Here is a 14,077-nt window from a genome sequence, read left to right on the forward strand (position 1 = left end):
ACACGCTTCGACAAGCTCGCGAAAAGCTATGCCGCAATGGTCTCACAGGCTTGTTCCATACGGTGTTTGCGACATCTCTTTTCGTACAGAGCCTAGGTCTGTGGGAAGTACCTTGTTGTTGAAAGGACTTGAGGCGGACGTAGCCGTCATTCTTGAGCCAGAAAAGATGAATGCAAAGAACCTCTATGTCGCAATGACTCGTGGCAGCAAGCAACTTGTCATCTGCTCAAGCTCGCCGATACTGAAATGGTAGGTGTCGGATTGACAGTGTTGGCGATTTTACCCCCGTCCGTACCCCCGTTTGTGACGGGATTGTTTGGGTGGGTGTGGGCCGTTAAGAGGTATCTTCATCTCCCGGCATGGCTTGTGCCACCTGTCTATTCAGGGCTTTGTGAGCCTTCATGGGGTGGGTGGAAACGGACCATTGTGGTGGCACTCTCTCCGCCATGCCTGCCTCCTTCACCGCCAAATTCTTGAAGAAATCCCGCGAGTTAGACGCTCTGCGGGATTTTTTTTGCTCTCGATTTCGCAGCCTACCCCCATCTGTGCCCCGGTCGAGTGGTGCCTTTTGGGCATTGCCTATTCTCATACCCGAATTTCATCAAAGGTTGCTGAAAAGGGCTTGCTGCCTCACCTGGCATGATGCTGCGAACGAACCGTTGCGCTTTCGATCATGTCTGTGCGAATGGCTGACGGTTGCCCAACACTGTTGCGTGCATAGCTGCATAACGTGACCGGCAGCTCTGCTATTTCCAGGAAAATGCCATCCATGGCCAGGGTGTAGCGTTCATCGTCAATATCGCCACAGGTGGTCCTGCTCGCCGAATGCACGCTGTAGTAGTAATGCTGGCTAAAACCGCTGTGCTGGTTTTCCCAGGCGATGTGATAGCGGTGCTTGATCTGCGGTGCCGGTGCGGGGTTGGTCAGGAAGACCGAATGGGTGAATACATTACGCAGGAGTGCTTCGGTCAGCGGTTGCTCGGCCTTTTGCACGCCGAGTATGCACAACACATGCGGCCCCAGCACGGGGCCGATGGACTGGTCGATGTAGGCCTCGTCAGAGGCGGCGGCGACTTGGTAGCCGTGGGTGCGTGCGCAATCGTTGATGTCATTTACGGCCTTGAATCGGTAGAACGGCTCCTGGATCGAGAATCTCAGGTTCCAGGTTGGACGGGTTATTTGGCCGGCGGCATCACGTTGTAAATGCACATACGGCTTCAGGTTCCATGGTTCGTCCAGCGTGATTTCAACGGCCTTGAGCTGGCAGGTCGGGGTGTCATTACGGAACACACCGTCTACAAAGCAGTAGTACAAGTGGTTGGCGGGATAGCTGTAGTTGAATTTGGCGGCTTCACACACCGAGTTGTTCTGACAGCTATTGAGAATGTCCTTCTGAATGGCGGACGCGACCTTGCTGATGATACTGGTGATCTCATTGGTATTCCGGTCCAGCATCGGACTGCCGGAGCTGCCTGGGCGCAGACCGTTGCAGCGGTTGCGCAAGGCGTTGGGGAACACACCGGGTTGTTCGGCAAAACTGTTGATAGTCGACTCCACGCAGGCGCTCATGCGTAGTCCCTTTTTCAGAAACCCGGTCGGCGCTCCCACATTGATCACTTCTCGATCCGACGTGTGACGTTGAGATGCCAGCCTGAGTGGCATGATCCCGCTGGCCACCAGCGCGGCCAGTGACGTATCCAGTTCGAGCACGGCTAAATCGGTGCCCGCCATGCTGCTCCAATGTGCTGTTTTGACGGCGTAGGTGACATGCCGCTCAGGTGTGTCATGAAAGTAATTGAAGGTGACATCGGCGGTGAACGCCCGGCGCAGGAGCGCCGTACCGTAGCTGAAGAACACGCAGTGCCCGCTGGTCAGCACATAAGCCGGGCCGGTGGCCTTGCCCCGGCGATCATGAGTGTCAAGCAGAACGGCATTGCAGGTCTGGCCTAAGGCGTTTTTCAGTGAACCGATGCCGGTCCATTGCGGGTAACGGTGGTGTTTATTCTCAAGTGCCATGGACGGTGACTGTTCGGTAAGTCCTTCGGCCAGGTCTCTGGCGTGGCAGGGCCAGACGATGCTGAGCAATAGGAGATACAGGAAAACGCAAGCGCTGTGAGTACGTGACATAAGGGCCCCGACAAGGAAGTCATTGATTGGCTGAAACTACCCAATCAGGCCATGGCAAGTGCCATACAGGACTATTGCGTGAGCCCTTGAGAGAAGGTGCTGATCCCAGTGATCATGGCGTCACCACCTTTTGACTGCATCGTCTCAGATATGCAGCCACGCCAGGCTGCCCAGCACCACCGCGACACCCGCCGCCGTATACGACAGGCGTTTCAACCATTCCCGCCTGGTCAGCAAAGTAATCGCCGCCAGCGAAATCGCGATCTGAATCGCGGTCATCGCCTGGGCCCAGCGATGGTGCTGGTGCAGCGCCTGTTCCGACTTTTCATCCCATTGCTTTGACGTGGTCTCAAGCTTTTCGGCCTGTTTGCGCACGTCTTCCTTCTGGCTTCTGTAGCGCTCGATCTCTTCCTTGTAATGCACCGCGTCCACGCCGGGAATGTGGGTGGCCAGTTCTGCCAGGTTTTGCCGGCTGGATTTGGCCTGGTAGTAGTTCCACTGGTTGGCGGCTTCGGTCTTGAAGATGGCGGCGTTGTTCTTGTCCATTGCCGCTTCGCTTTCGGTGGAGCCGGCCTGGTAGCTGAGCATGGCGCCGAGGGTGGCCATGAGCGCGGTCATCACGGCGATGCGGCTGGCGAAGGTGTCACCACGGCCGTGGGCATGTTCGGTGGTGTGTTCGATGTGTTTTTCGTGGGGGCTGGGGACTTCGAAGGCTTCGGGCATGGGGGCGTCTGTGAAGGGACTGAGGGAGTCTGATTCTTCACCAGTGAAGCTGTCTCAATCCTGTACGTAACGCTGCAAACCTTCCACCAGGGCATCGAACATCACGCGGCAGCGCGGGCTGTTGCGCAGGTCTTCGTGCATGGTCACCCAGGTGTCCAGCTTGAGTGCAAAGCCTTCTGGCAGGACCCGGCGCAGGCAGGGATCGCGCTTGGCCAGTTGGACCTGGCAGCCGCCGATACCGGCACCGGCGCGGATCAGCGCCAATTGTGCCAGGTCGCTGTCGCTGCTGAGGGCGAAGGCGCTGCGCTCGAAGCCCGTGATGGCCAGGCTGCGGATAAATGCGTTTTCCTGGTCGAAACCGATCACTGAGTGGCCGGCCAGGTCCTGCATCAACAGGGGCGTGCCGTGTTGCTGCAGGTAATCGTCGCGGGCATGCAGGCCCACTTCGATCAAGCCGATGCGTCGCGCCAGCAGTTGCTCCTGGCTGGGGCGGACCATGCGCACGGCGATGTCGGCTTCCAGTTGCAACAGGTCGCTCAGGCGGTTGGTCAGCACCAGTTCGACCTTGAGGTGCGGGTGTGCCTGGCGCACTTGCGTGAGGATCGGCGGCAGCACTTCCACGCCGATCACTTCACTGGCGGACACGCGCACCACGCCGCGCACTTCATCACCCTGGGCAGACGCTGCACGCTCAAGTGCCGCCGCTGTGCGTTCCATGGTTTCGGCGTGGGCGCGCAGGGTCCGGGCTACCGCCGTGGGCAACAAGCCGCTCGGTGAACGGGTAAACAGCACCACGCCCAGCGCCGTTTCCAGCGCGGCAATGTGCCGGCCGACCGTGGGCTGTGTAATGCCGAGTTGCCGCGCGGCTCCCGACAACGATCCTTCTCGGAAAACGCCGAGGAACGACCGGTAAAGCTCCCAACCAATATTCGTTGCCATGCATAAATGTATAGCGCCTGGGCGATCTTCGACAATTCCTCTATAGCGCCGGCACGCAGAAAATGTCCCCATCAACCCCTGTGGGAGAGTGTGATGAACAAAGTATTGGTGTTGGGTGCAACCGGTGGCATTGGTGGCGAAGTCGCACGGCAGCTGCTCGCGGCGGGTTGGCAGGTACGTGCGTTGACCCGTGATGTCGACAAGGCCCGTGGCCAGAACGCCGCATTTGACTGGCTTGAGGGTGATGCACTCAACCGCGATGACGTACTTGCTGCAGCCCGAGGCTGTGAAGTGATCGTGCACGCGGTCAACCCGCCGGGCTATCGGCACTGGGCCGAGCGGGTGCTGCCGATGATCGACAACAGCATCGCGGCGGCCGTTGCTGAAGGCGCCACCATTGTATTGCCCGGTACCGTCTACAACTTCGGGCCGGACGCGTTTCCTGTGCTGCACGAAGACTCTCCCCAACATCCGCAAACCCGCAAGGGCGCGATCCGTGTGCAACTGGAGCAGCGTTTATACGAAGCTTCAGGCAACGGGGCGCGGGTGCTGATCGTGCGCGCCGGTGACTTTTTCGGTGCGCAGGCGGCCAACAGCTGGTTTTCCCAGGGCTTGGTCAAACCTGGCAACCTTGTGCGCAGCGTCAATTATCCGGGTGCGCCAGGTGTGGCCCATCAGTGGGCGTACCTGCCCGATGTGGCGCGTACGATGGTTGAACTGCTCGAGCGCCGTGAAACCCTGGAGGCGTTCGCGCGTTTTCATATGGCGGGGCAGGTGGACACGGATGGCACACAGCTGAGCCGGGCGATCCAGCGCGTGGTGCTGCGTAGGACGGGGCAACAGCCTGTCGTCAGGATGTTCCCCTGGTGGCTGCTCAAAATAGCTTCGCCCTTTGTCGTCACCTTCCGTGAAATGCTGGAGATGCGTTACCTGTGGCAAACCCCTGTGCTGCTCGATAACACGCGGCTGGTTGCGGTATTGGGCGCTGAACCTTGCACGCCGCTGGATGAAGCGGTGGAGACGACCCTGGCCGGCATGGGGTGCCTGCCTCGGGCGGTGTGAAGTTTAGCTCGAAGTGGCCTGTGGCATCGCCCTCTACGGCACTGGCCCATGCGCGGATCCAGGTGAAAGCCTTGAGCAAGGGCTTCAATGGGTGGGCTGAGGTGAGGGGGCAGATTTCCAGAGTAACGCTCTATAGCTCCAGTTGACTGGCGTCGATGCCGAACGCCTTGGCAATCTTTTCCCGGGTTGCACGGCGAGGTTTACTCCCCGACTCTTGTTGGGCAAATGCGGATTGGGAAATGCCCAGGCGTTTGGCAACCTCTTCCTGGGTCAGGTTCAGGTGTTCGCGCCATGCACGGATAGGGGTTGCCCCATCCACCAGGCGGCTTACCACCGCATGGGGAATCAGATTTGGATCGTTCTGCCGGGCCAGATAATGTTCATAGGGAATCACCACAAAGGCTGGCTTGCCCTCCGTATTGTGGATGATCTGTACGGCAGTAGGTTCGCTCGTCACGCTTCTTGACCTCTTCAATGCTGACCACATGGATATCGCGATCCCAATCGAAAAGGACTCGGTAATTACCCACGCGCAAGCGATAACCATGGGGGTAATTGACCAATGCCTTGACGTTGGCTGCCTCGGGCATGCGCTCAAGCGCTGACACCGCATCGCGTACCTGTTGCTGATGATACGTATGCAACCGAAGCAGTTGCTTTACGGATTTTCTAGTCCAGTGGATGGAGTTCATCGGAAGATTAATAAGTCTTTTATAAGGTTATCAAGCGATATTTTCAGACGCCGGCCAGTGGCGGTTCGCGCTGCCCTCACAAACCGTAGACGGTCGCCGCACACAGCGACCGTTATAACTGTTGCCAGTTATGAGGCACTGATATGAAGGGCCATCAGCTCGGGAATCGAATCGATACAAAGTCATGGCGGTTGCCTGCATGGGACCCACCCCGCTATTGTGCTGAATCCTTTTAGTCTTTCCCTTGGGTTGTCGTGATGAATGCACCGCGTACCGCAGTCGGTCCGATCAAGGCCGTGATTTTCGATATGGACGGGCTGTTGCTGGACACTGAAGGCATCTACACCGAAGTCACACAGATCATCGCCGAGCGCTACGGCCGCACCTACGACTGGGGCATCAAGCAGCACATCATCGGGCGTGGTGCCCAGGACCTGGCGGACTACGTGGTGAAGGCGCTGGACCTGCCGATCACACCGGCTCAATTCCTGGAGATCCGCGAACCGCTGATGAGCGAGCGTTTCCCCAAGGCCTTGGGCATGCCCGGTGCCGAAGCCTTGGTGCGGCACTTGAAGGCGCACAATATCCCGATTGCCGTGGGCACCAGTTCGTCGCGCAATTCGTTTGGTCACAAGACCACCCTGCACCGCGAATGGTTTGGCCTGTTCGACACCATCGTCACCGCTGACGACCCGGAAGTCGGCGCCGCCAAACCCGCGCCAGACATCTTCCTCACCGCCGCCCGCCGCCTGGGCGTTGCGCCCGAGGATTGCCTGGTGTTCGAAGACTCACCCTTCGGCGTCACTGCTGCCAAAGCTGCCCATATGACCGCCATCGCCGTGCCGGATGAAGCCATGGCCGACAGCAAGTACCACCACGCCGACCAGATCATCCGCAAGCTCGCGGACTTTGACCTGGCGGCCTACGGCCTGCCACCTCGAGCCTGATTGATCGCGGTTGAAAATGTGGGAGGGGCGGTGCGACGATTCGACTTGCCCCCTCCCACATTTGATTGGCAGTGTTCAGGAAGCCCTAGGCGCTGAAGCCACCATCGATGGTCAAGCTTGCACCGGTGATATAGCCCGCTTCCGGTCCTGCGAGGTAAGCCACAAAACTGGCAATCTCCTCCACATGCCCATACCGCCCCACCGCCATCAACCCAATCAGACTCTCGGCAAAATCACTGTTGGCCGGGTTCATATCGGTATCCACCGGCCCAGGTTGCACGTTGTTGATGGTGATCCCCCGTGGCCCCAGATCCCGCGCCAGGCCCTTGGTCAAGCCCACCAGCGCTGCCTTGCTCATCGCATATGGGCCACCGCCACCAAACGGCATGCGTTCGGCATTGGTGCTGCCGATATTGATCACGCGGCCGCCTTCACCCATATGCCTGGCCGCTTCCTGGGTTGCGATAAACACGCTGCGTACGTTGATTGCCAGGGTCTGGTCAAAGTCTTCCAGCTTGAAATCCTCCAGCGGCGCGATGGCCAGCACGCCGGCGTTGTTCACCAGGATATCCAGACGCCCAAAGGCTTCGACGGTGGCGTTGACCGCATTGCGTATCGCATCGGCATCGGCGCTGTCGGCATGGATCGCCAGGGCTTTGCCGCCTTCGCTGATCACGCTGTTCTGCAGTTCTTCGGCCTTGGCGGCCGAGCTGACGTAGGTAAAGGCAACGGCTGCGCCCTGTGCGGCAAGACGTTTGACGATGGCGGCGCCGATGCCGCGAGAACCGCCTTGAATCAAGGCGACTTTGCCGCTGAGGTTTTGGGTGGTCATGTCGATCTCCAAGCTGTTCAAGGCGGGATGCCTTGTTGTTGGAACCGAGTATCGACCTCGCCAGCCCCTCCCGGTAGACCAGGATTGCTATAGTCTGTGTAAACCGAAAGTTTAGAGTGGTCGATATGGAAGGCTTTGGCAGTATCGAATGTTTCGTGCGCAGCGCCGAAGGTGGCAGCTTTGCCGAAGCGGCGCGGCACCTGAGCCTGACACCGGCGGCGGTGGGCAAAAGTGTCGCCAAGCTCGAAGCGCGTTTGGGCGTACGCCTGTTCCAGCGCAGCACCCGGCGCCTTACCCTCACCGAAGCCGGCAAGCTGTTTCTCGAAGAGGTCAGCGGCAGCCTTACCACCATCCAGAACGCCGTGGCCAACCTGGCCAGCGCTGAAGGGCGGCCGGTGGGCACATTGAAAGTGAGCATGGGTACGGTGTTTGGCAATCGCTACGTGGTGCCGCTATTGGGCGCGTTCATGCGCCGCTTCCCGGACATCAGCCCGGACTGGCATTTCGATAACCGCCAGGTCGACCTGATCGGCCAGGGCTTCGATGCCGCCATCGGTGGTGGCTTCGAGCTGCCCCAGGGAGTGGTGGCGCGCAAGTTGACCCCGGCCCATCGCGTGCTGGTGGCGTCACCGGACTACCTGGCGCAGCATCCCCCGGTGCGGGTGCCCGAAGACCTGGCGCGTTGCCACGGGATTCTCATCCGTTCACCGCAGACCGGACGCGTGCGCTCCTGGCAATTGACCAGTACCGAGCGTGAACACCGCCCGCTGGTGCTTAGACCGAGCATGACCATGAGCGATTCCGAAGCCGCCTGCTGCGCCAGCGCCCAAGGCCTGGGCGTCGCCTTGGTGAGCATGCCTATGGCCGTGCCATTCCTGGACAGCGGTGCGGTGGTTCGAGTGCTGCCCGACTGGTACGTCGACGACGGCAACATCTCCATCTACTACGCCGAACACAAACTGCTGCCCGGCAAGACCCGCGCGTTTGTGGATTTCATCATCGAGCAATTCGCCGAGCAGCAGTTGAACCAACGCTTCAGCGCGGCCAACCGATGACTTTTTTCGCCCTTGGCGTTGCGTAAGTCCTGATCTTCGACGTCGACAACCCCAGCCGCACCAGCGACTCGGCAATGGTCACCGCCGCTGTCACCCCATCCACCACCGGCACACCGGTGCGCTGGCGAATCTGCTCATCCAGCCCGGCCATGCCGCCACAGCCCAGGCAGATCACCTCGGCCTTGTCTTCGCTGATGGCCAGTTCCGCCTGGCGCACGATGGCCTCCATCGCTGCCAGCGGGTTTTCTTCCAACTCCAGCACCGCCATGCCACTGGCGCGCACCGAGGCGCAGCGCTGGTACAGGCCGGCCAGTTTCAGGCGGTCTTCGATCAGCGGCACCGTGCGGTCCAGGGTCGTCACTACCGAGTAGGCGTGACCCAGGAACATCGCGGTGCTGGCGGCGGCTTCGGTGATGTCCACCACCGGCACGTTGAGCAATTCCTGCAAGCCTTCACGACCATGCTCGCCGTACCCGGCCTGGATCACTGCATCAAACGGCTGGTCATAGGCCATCACCCGGTCCATCACCGCGATGGCCGCCAGATAGCTTTCAAAGTTGCCCTCCACCGATTCGGCGCCGAAGTACGGCGTGAGCCCGACAATCTCGGTGCCCGGCGCAGCCACGGCGCGCGCTTGCTGGGCGATGGTTTCAGTGATGGATTCGGTGGTGTTGACGTTGACCACGAGGATACGCATGGAAGGTCCTTGATTAATGACTGACGTTATCGACGGCAATGCTTTCGCCGCTGACATCGGCGTAGAACGGCTGGCGCTTGGCGATCAGCAAGTACAACAGCCCTGCAATACCGGCGCCAAACATCCAGGAAAACGGTGACACGTTGGCAAAACCCGGTAACAAGGCCAGGAGAATGGCGATCACCGCCGCAGGAATAAACGCTGCCACCGCACGCAAATTGACTCCACGGCTGTAGTAATAAACGCCGCGCGGGTCTTCGCTGTACAACTGCGGCACGTCCACCTGGCTTTTACGGATCAACCAGTAATCGACCATGATCACCCCATACAGTGGCCCCAGCAGCGCGCCCAGGCCGGACAGGAAGTACACGATCACCAGGGGGCTGTTGTAGAGGTTCCACGGCAGGATCAGCACCGCCACGGTGGCGCTGATCAACCCGGCGCGACGGAAGTTCAGGTACTTGGGCGCCAGGTTGCTCAGCACAAAGGCCGGCGCGACAAAGTTGGCCATGATGTTCACCGCCACGGTGACGATCAGGAACGCCAGACAGCCCAGCACCAGGAAGAAAGTACTCGGGATGGCCGCGATGATCTCGGTCGGGCTTTCGATGACTCGGCCATTTAGCTGGAATTGCCCGCCGCACAGCAGCACGGTGATCGCGGCAAACACCAGGATATTCACTGGCAGGCCCCAGAAGTTACCCACCTGAATGGTCTTGCGGCACGGCGAGGAGCGGGCGAAGTCGCAGAAATTGAGGATCAGCGTGCCGTAGATCGCCAGCCACAGCGCGCCGCCGGCAAAGATATTGCGCCACATCTCTCCGCCGCTCAGCGGCTCGCGGATCGACCAGGCGATAGTCCCGCCGGTCTGGAAATACATCCAACCGGCCAACGACGCCACGGTGAGCAAAATCACCGGTCCGGCGAAGCCTTCGTAGCGGCGTACCATTTCCATGCCGTAGGCCAGGATCACCAATTGCACCAGCCAGATTGCCACGAAACACACCCAGCCGAGGGACGACAGGCCCAGGATCGAATTGTGGTCGTATTCGGCAAAGCCGGGATGAATCGCCGTCAGCAACACGCGGAACACCACCGACGCCAGGTAGGTCTGGATGCCGAACCAGGCAATCGCAATCACCGCGCGGATCAACGCCGGAATCTGCGCGCCATGAATGCCGAAGCTGATACGGCTGATCACTGGAAACGGCACACCGGTTTTCTGGCCCATATAACCCGACAGGTTCATGAAGAAGTACACCAGCGCCGCACCGATGCCGAGAGACAACAGAATCTGCCAGCCGCCCAGGCCCAGCGCATACAAACCAATGGCGAACGAGTAGTTGGCGATGTTGTGCACGTCATTGGTCCACAGCGCAAAGATGCTATAGCGACCCCAGCGCCGGCCTTCAACCTTGGTGGGCGCCAGGTCCTTGTTGTGCAGGCGTGGGCTCAGCACCAGGGGGCCGGGCTCGATGGCTTCGGGCTTCAGGGAGGAGGGCAGATCCAGTGCGATGTTATTCGAGAGGCTTGTACGCATTCCGGCAGGCTCCAGCACATCGGCAGCCAGGCCGCAGATGGCAAAGTGTATGTATGTTTTGTATTTATTGTATACAAAGCGTGTTTCACCTTAAGCCACTTGCGTGCCAGTTTTTGATCTATGAAAACTTGGGGTAATTTCGTTTTTATAGGTTTATTGAATAACTAGCTGAATTCAAAGCGATATAAATTGACCGTTTGAACAGTTATTTATTTTTTGGTGGGAACCGGGCTATTTGTAAAGACAAAAGGCAGGAGGGGAGAGGTGTTACGTAATGGTGCGCAACAAGATGCATTGCACACATAAATGGCACCGATGGTTACATATGTGTGTACACGTTCAGTGGCCAACATAACTCAAATGTGGGAGGGGGCTTGCCCCCGATTGCGGAGTGTCAGTCACTATTGACCTGGCTGACCCACCGCTATCGGGGGCAAGCCCCCTTCCACATTTTTTACAGCGCAACTTCAGGCCTTGCTGATGATATTCCCCGCATGCAACCCGCATTCCTTCTGCGTGGCTTCCTCCCACCACCAGCGACCTTCACGCTCATGCTGGTTCGGCAACACCGGGCGGGTGCAGGGCTCGCAGCCGATGCTGATGAAGCCGCGCTCATGCAGGCTGTTGTAAGGCAGCTCCAGCATGCGGATGTAACCCCAGACTTCCTCACTGGTCATCTGCGCCAGCGGGTTGAACTTGTACAGGGTGCGTTCCGGGGTAGAGAAGGCCGTGTCGATTTCCAGCGCCGCCACCTGGCTGCGGGTGCCGGGGCTCTGGTCGCGGCGCTGGCCGGTGGCCCAGGCAGTGACGCCGGCGAGTTTACGGCGCAGCGGTTCGATCTTGCGTACGCCGCAGCATTCGCCGTGGCCGTCCTTATAGAAGCTGAACAGGCCTTTCTCTTTGACGAAGGGTTCCAGCTTGCTCTGGTCCGGCGAGATCAACTCGATATCGATCTTGTAGAACTCGCGCACCTGCTCAATGAACCGATAGGTCTCCGGGTGCAAGCGCCCGGTGTCGAGGCTGAACACCTTGACGTTCTTGTTCAGCTTCCAGGCCATGTCTACCAGCACCACGTCCTCGGCGCCGCTGAAGGAAATCCACAGGTCATCACCGAACTGGTTGAAGGCCAGCTTGAGAATGTCCTGGGCGGATTTGTTGGCATAAGTCGCGGCAAGTTCAGCGACGTCGAAGGCTTGGTTCATCAGGACGGTTCCTACAGGTCAGTGGCGCTGAGCGCTCTATAGGGGAGCGATGGTATCAAAATCCGCCCTGCGTTGCGGCGGCGAGCATGAATCGCTAGAGTTCGGCAGTCCTTTTGCTCGCTCAACCAACAACATCTATAGGGGAGTGTCTTGTGGAAATTGCCTGTCTCGACCTGGAAGGGGTACTGGTTCCGGAAATCTGGATCGCCTTCGCCGAAAAAACCGGTATTGAATCCCTGCGCGCCACCACTCGGGACATTCCCGACTACGACGTGCTGATGAAGCAGCGCCTGCGCATCCTCGACGAGCACGGGCTCAAGCTCGCCGACATCCAGGCAGTGATCGCCACCCTCAAACCGCTGGATGGCGCCGTCGAGTTCGTCAACTGGCTGCGCGAGCGCTTCCAGGTGGTGATCCTGTCCGACACCTTCTACGAATTCTCCCAGCCGCTGATGCGTCAGCTGGGTTTCCCGACCCTGCTGTGCCACCGCCTGATTACCGACGAAACTGACCGTGTGGTGAGTTACCAACTGCGCCAGAAAGATCCGAAGCGCCAGTCGGTATTGGCCTTCAAGACCCTCTACTACCGCGTGATCGCCGCCGGCGACTCCTACAACGACACCACCATGCTGGGCGAAGCCGACCGTGGGATTCTGTTCCACGCGCCGGAAAACGTGATTCGCGAATTCCCGCAATTCCCGGCGGTGCATACCTTCGAGGAGTTGAAGAAAGAATTCATCAAGGCCTCGAATCGGTCGTTGAGCCTGTAAGGCTTTCAGCGCGGCTGATGGCCTCTTCGCAGGCAAGCCAGCTCCCACACTTGACCGAGCTCCATCATGAGAATGCAGTCAAATGTGGGAGCGGGCTTGCCCGCGAAGAGGCCAGCCCAGTCACTACAAACCGTCCAGTGTCTCCAACAACACCCGCACCTTCGTCAGCGACTCCTGGTACTCCGCCTCCCATTCCGAGTCCGCGACAATCCCGCCGCCGCCCCAGCAACAAACCTGGCCATCCTTCACCAGCAAACTGCGAATGGCGATGGAACTGTCCATCTCGCCGCGCACATCCAGATACACCAGCGAGCCGCAGTACAACCCACGGCGAGTCGGCTCCAGCTCGTCGATGATCTGCATCGCGCGGATCTTCGGCGCGCCGGTGATGGAGCCGCCGGGGAAGCTGCCGGCGATCAGGTCGAGCGCGTCCTTGCCGTCGGCCAGCTCGCCGATGACGCTGCTCACCAGGTGGTGCACGTTGGGGTAGCTTTCCAGGCTGAACAGCTCCGGCACGCTGACCGAGCCGGTGCGGCAGGTGCGCCCCAGGTCGTTGCGCAGCAGGTCGACAATCATCAGGTTTTCGGCGCGGTCCTTGGGGCTGGCCAGCAGTTCGGCGGCGTTGGCGGCGTCTTCCTCAGGCGTCAGGCCGCGTGGGCGGGTGCCTTTGATGGGGCGGGTTTCGACCTGGCGTTTGCTGATGTGCACGAAACGCTCTGGCGACAGGCTCAGCACCGCGCCGTCGTCCGGCAGGCTCTGGAACCCGGAGAACGGCGTCGGGCAGGCTTCGCGCAGGGCGCAGTAAGCGACCCATGGATCGCCGATGCACGGGGCCCGGAAACGCTGGGCAAAGTTCACCTGGTAGCAGTCGCCGGCCTGGATGTAATCCTGGATGCGCACGATAGCCTGGCGGTAGGCCTCGGCGGTGAGGTCCGGCGCCATGGGACCGTTCAACTTGAAGATTGCCGCGCTGTCGGCGACCGGCTGGCCGAACAGAGTGATCAAGCGTTGCTGCTCGCTATCGGCCAGTGTCGGATGAAACACGAGCTGGCTGGTCTGCGACTGATGATCACTGATCAATGCCCAGGCATACAGCCCGAAGCGCGCATCCGGCAGGTGCAGGTCATCCGCGGCAAGGTGCGGCATGTGCTCCAGGTGTCGGCCAAAGTCATAGCTCAGGTAACCGATCAACCCACCGGCAAACGGCAGCTCATAACCAGCAGGCAGATCCGCCTCGCCCAACTGCGTAAGATTTGCACGCAAGCGTTGCAGGAAATCACTGCCGCTTTCGTCGTGCGATACCGTCAATGTCGTGTGTGGCCACGCGCTCAACAGGTCATACCGTCCGCGCTCGGCTGCCGGTCGGCCGCTGTCCAGCAGCACTGCGCCAGGCGCATGGCGAATCGCCGCGAAATACTCGGCGGGGTTGGCCCGGTAGGGCAGCGGGTGTACGGAGCAGGTCAACATGCGGGGTGGATCAGCCATTGGCGC

General features: G+C 59.8%; 13 protein-coding genes and 3 pseudogenes. 6 read left to right on the plus strand and 10 right to left on the minus strand.

The window, feature by feature from the left end; all coding sequences use genetic code 11:
* Nucleotides 1-96, plus strand: a pseudogene (locus BM026_RS28955) (IS5/IS1182 family transposase); the annotation flags it as partial.
* Nucleotides 95-253, plus strand: a pseudogene (locus tag BM026_RS29275) (DNA helicase UvrD); the annotation flags it as partial. The pseudogenes BM026_RS28955 and BM026_RS29275, both read left to right, overlap by 2 nt.
* 377 nt (nucleotides 254-630) lie before the next feature.
* Here the strand turns inward: BM026_RS29275 and BM026_RS16095 are convergent.
* The 3 genes from BM026_RS16095 to BM026_RS16105 form a co-directional block, all read right to left on the minus strand.
* Nucleotides 631-2,127, minus strand: a complete 1,497-nt coding sequence (locus tag BM026_RS16095; RefSeq protein ID WP_093529312.1) for a trypsin-like serine peptidase — start codon at nucleotides 2,125-2,127, stop codon at nucleotides 631-633.
* A gap of 144 nt (nucleotides 2,128-2,271) precedes the next feature.
* Entirely contained in the window at nucleotides 2,272-2,850 is a 579-nt protein-coding gene (locus tag BM026_RS16100) for a DUF4337 domain-containing protein (RefSeq protein ID WP_093529314.1), read from the minus strand.
* Nucleotides 2,851-2,904: 54 nt separating this feature from the next.
* On the minus strand, nucleotides 2,905-3,789 hold the full coding sequence (locus BM026_RS16105) for a LysR family transcriptional regulator (RefSeq protein WP_093128097.1): 885 nt from the start codon (nucleotides 3,787-3,789) through the stop codon (nucleotides 2,905-2,907).
* 93 nt (nucleotides 3,790-3,882) lie between these two features.
* On the opposite strand from BM026_RS16105, the gene BM026_RS16110 reads away from it, so the two are divergent.
* On the plus strand, nucleotides 3,883-4,851 hold the full coding sequence (locus BM026_RS16110) for an SDR family oxidoreductase (protein WP_093514073.1): 969 nt from the start codon (nucleotides 3,883-3,885) through the stop codon (nucleotides 4,849-4,851).
* 130 nt (nucleotides 4,852-4,981) lie between these two features.
* Here the strand turns inward: BM026_RS16110 and BM026_RS16115 are convergent, their stop codons facing one another.
* Nucleotides 4,982-5,338, minus strand: a complete 357-nt coding sequence (locus tag BM026_RS16115; RefSeq protein ID WP_175507951.1) for a helix-turn-helix domain-containing protein — start codon at nucleotides 5,336-5,338, stop codon at nucleotides 4,982-4,984.
* Nucleotides 5,292-5,543, minus strand: a pseudogene (locus BM026_RS16120) (type II toxin-antitoxin system RelE/ParE family toxin); the annotation flags it as partial. The pseudogene BM026_RS16120 and the gene BM026_RS16115, both read right to left, overlap by 47 nt.
* Nucleotides 5,544-5,800: 257 nt before the next feature.
* Between BM026_RS16120 and BM026_RS16125 the strand changes: the two are divergent.
* On the plus strand, nucleotides 5,801-6,490 hold the full coding sequence (locus tag BM026_RS16125; RefSeq protein ID WP_093529320.1) for an HAD-IA family hydrolase: 690 nt from the start codon (nucleotides 5,801-5,803) through the stop codon (nucleotides 6,488-6,490).
* Nucleotides 6,491-6,575: 85 nt separating this feature from the next.
* On the opposite strand, the gene BM026_RS16130 is transcribed toward BM026_RS16125, so the two are convergent.
* Nucleotides 6,576-7,322 (minus strand): 3-oxoacyl-ACP reductase family protein, encoded by a 747-nt coding sequence (locus BM026_RS16130; protein ID WP_092243314.1) that lies wholly within the window; start codon nucleotides 7,320-7,322, stop codon nucleotides 6,576-6,578.
* A 125-nt stretch (nucleotides 7,323-7,447) separates the two neighbouring features.
* Between BM026_RS16130 and BM026_RS16135 the strand changes: the two genes are divergently transcribed.
* Nucleotides 7,448-8,377: a LysR family transcriptional regulator gene (locus BM026_RS16135; protein WP_093529323.1), complete on the plus strand. Its 930-nt coding sequence runs from the start codon at nucleotides 7,448-7,450 to the stop codon at nucleotides 8,375-8,377.
* On the opposite strand, the gene BM026_RS16140 is transcribed toward BM026_RS16135, so the two are convergent.
* From BM026_RS16140 to BM026_RS16150, 3 genes are all read right to left on the minus strand, one after another.
* Complete coding sequence (locus BM026_RS16140) at nucleotides 8,358-9,074, minus strand: aspartate/glutamate racemase family protein (protein WP_071491425.1); 717 nt, start codon at nucleotides 9,072-9,074, stop codon at nucleotides 8,358-8,360. The two genes, BM026_RS16135 and BM026_RS16140, sit on opposite strands and share 20 nt — an antisense overlap.
* Nucleotides 9,075-9,087: 13 nt before the next feature.
* Complete coding sequence (locus BM026_RS16145) at nucleotides 9,088-10,614, minus strand: NCS1 family nucleobase:cation symporter-1 (protein ID WP_093529326.1); 1,527 nt, start codon at nucleotides 10,612-10,614, stop codon at nucleotides 9,088-9,090.
* 467 nt (nucleotides 10,615-11,081) lie between these two features.
* Nucleotides 11,082-11,816: a phosphoadenylyl-sulfate reductase gene (locus BM026_RS16150; RefSeq protein ID WP_071491423.1), complete on the minus strand. Its 735-nt coding sequence runs from the start codon at nucleotides 11,814-11,816 to the stop codon at nucleotides 11,082-11,084.
* Between the two features lie 152 nt (nucleotides 11,817-11,968).
* On the opposite strand from BM026_RS16150, the gene thrH reads away from it, so the two are divergent.
* Nucleotides 11,969-12,586 (plus strand): bifunctional phosphoserine phosphatase/homoserine phosphotransferase ThrH, encoded by a 618-nt coding sequence (gene thrH, locus BM026_RS16155; protein WP_093128089.1) that lies wholly within the window; start codon nucleotides 11,969-11,971, stop codon nucleotides 12,584-12,586.
* A 123-nt stretch (nucleotides 12,587-12,709) separates the two neighbouring features.
* On the opposite strand, the gene pabB is transcribed toward thrH, so the two are convergent.
* Nucleotides 12,710-14,053: an aminodeoxychorismate synthase component I gene (gene pabB / locus BM026_RS16160; RefSeq protein WP_093529329.1), complete on the minus strand. Its 1,344-nt coding sequence runs from the start codon at nucleotides 14,051-14,053 to the stop codon at nucleotides 12,710-12,712.
* Nucleotides 14,054-14,077: the final 24 nt, after the last annotated feature.

It is taken from the genome of Pseudomonas sp. NFPP24 (assembly GCF_900112095.1).
Lineage (GTDB): Bacteria > Pseudomonadota > Gammaproteobacteria > Pseudomonadales > Pseudomonadaceae > Aquipseudomonas > Aquipseudomonas extremorientalis.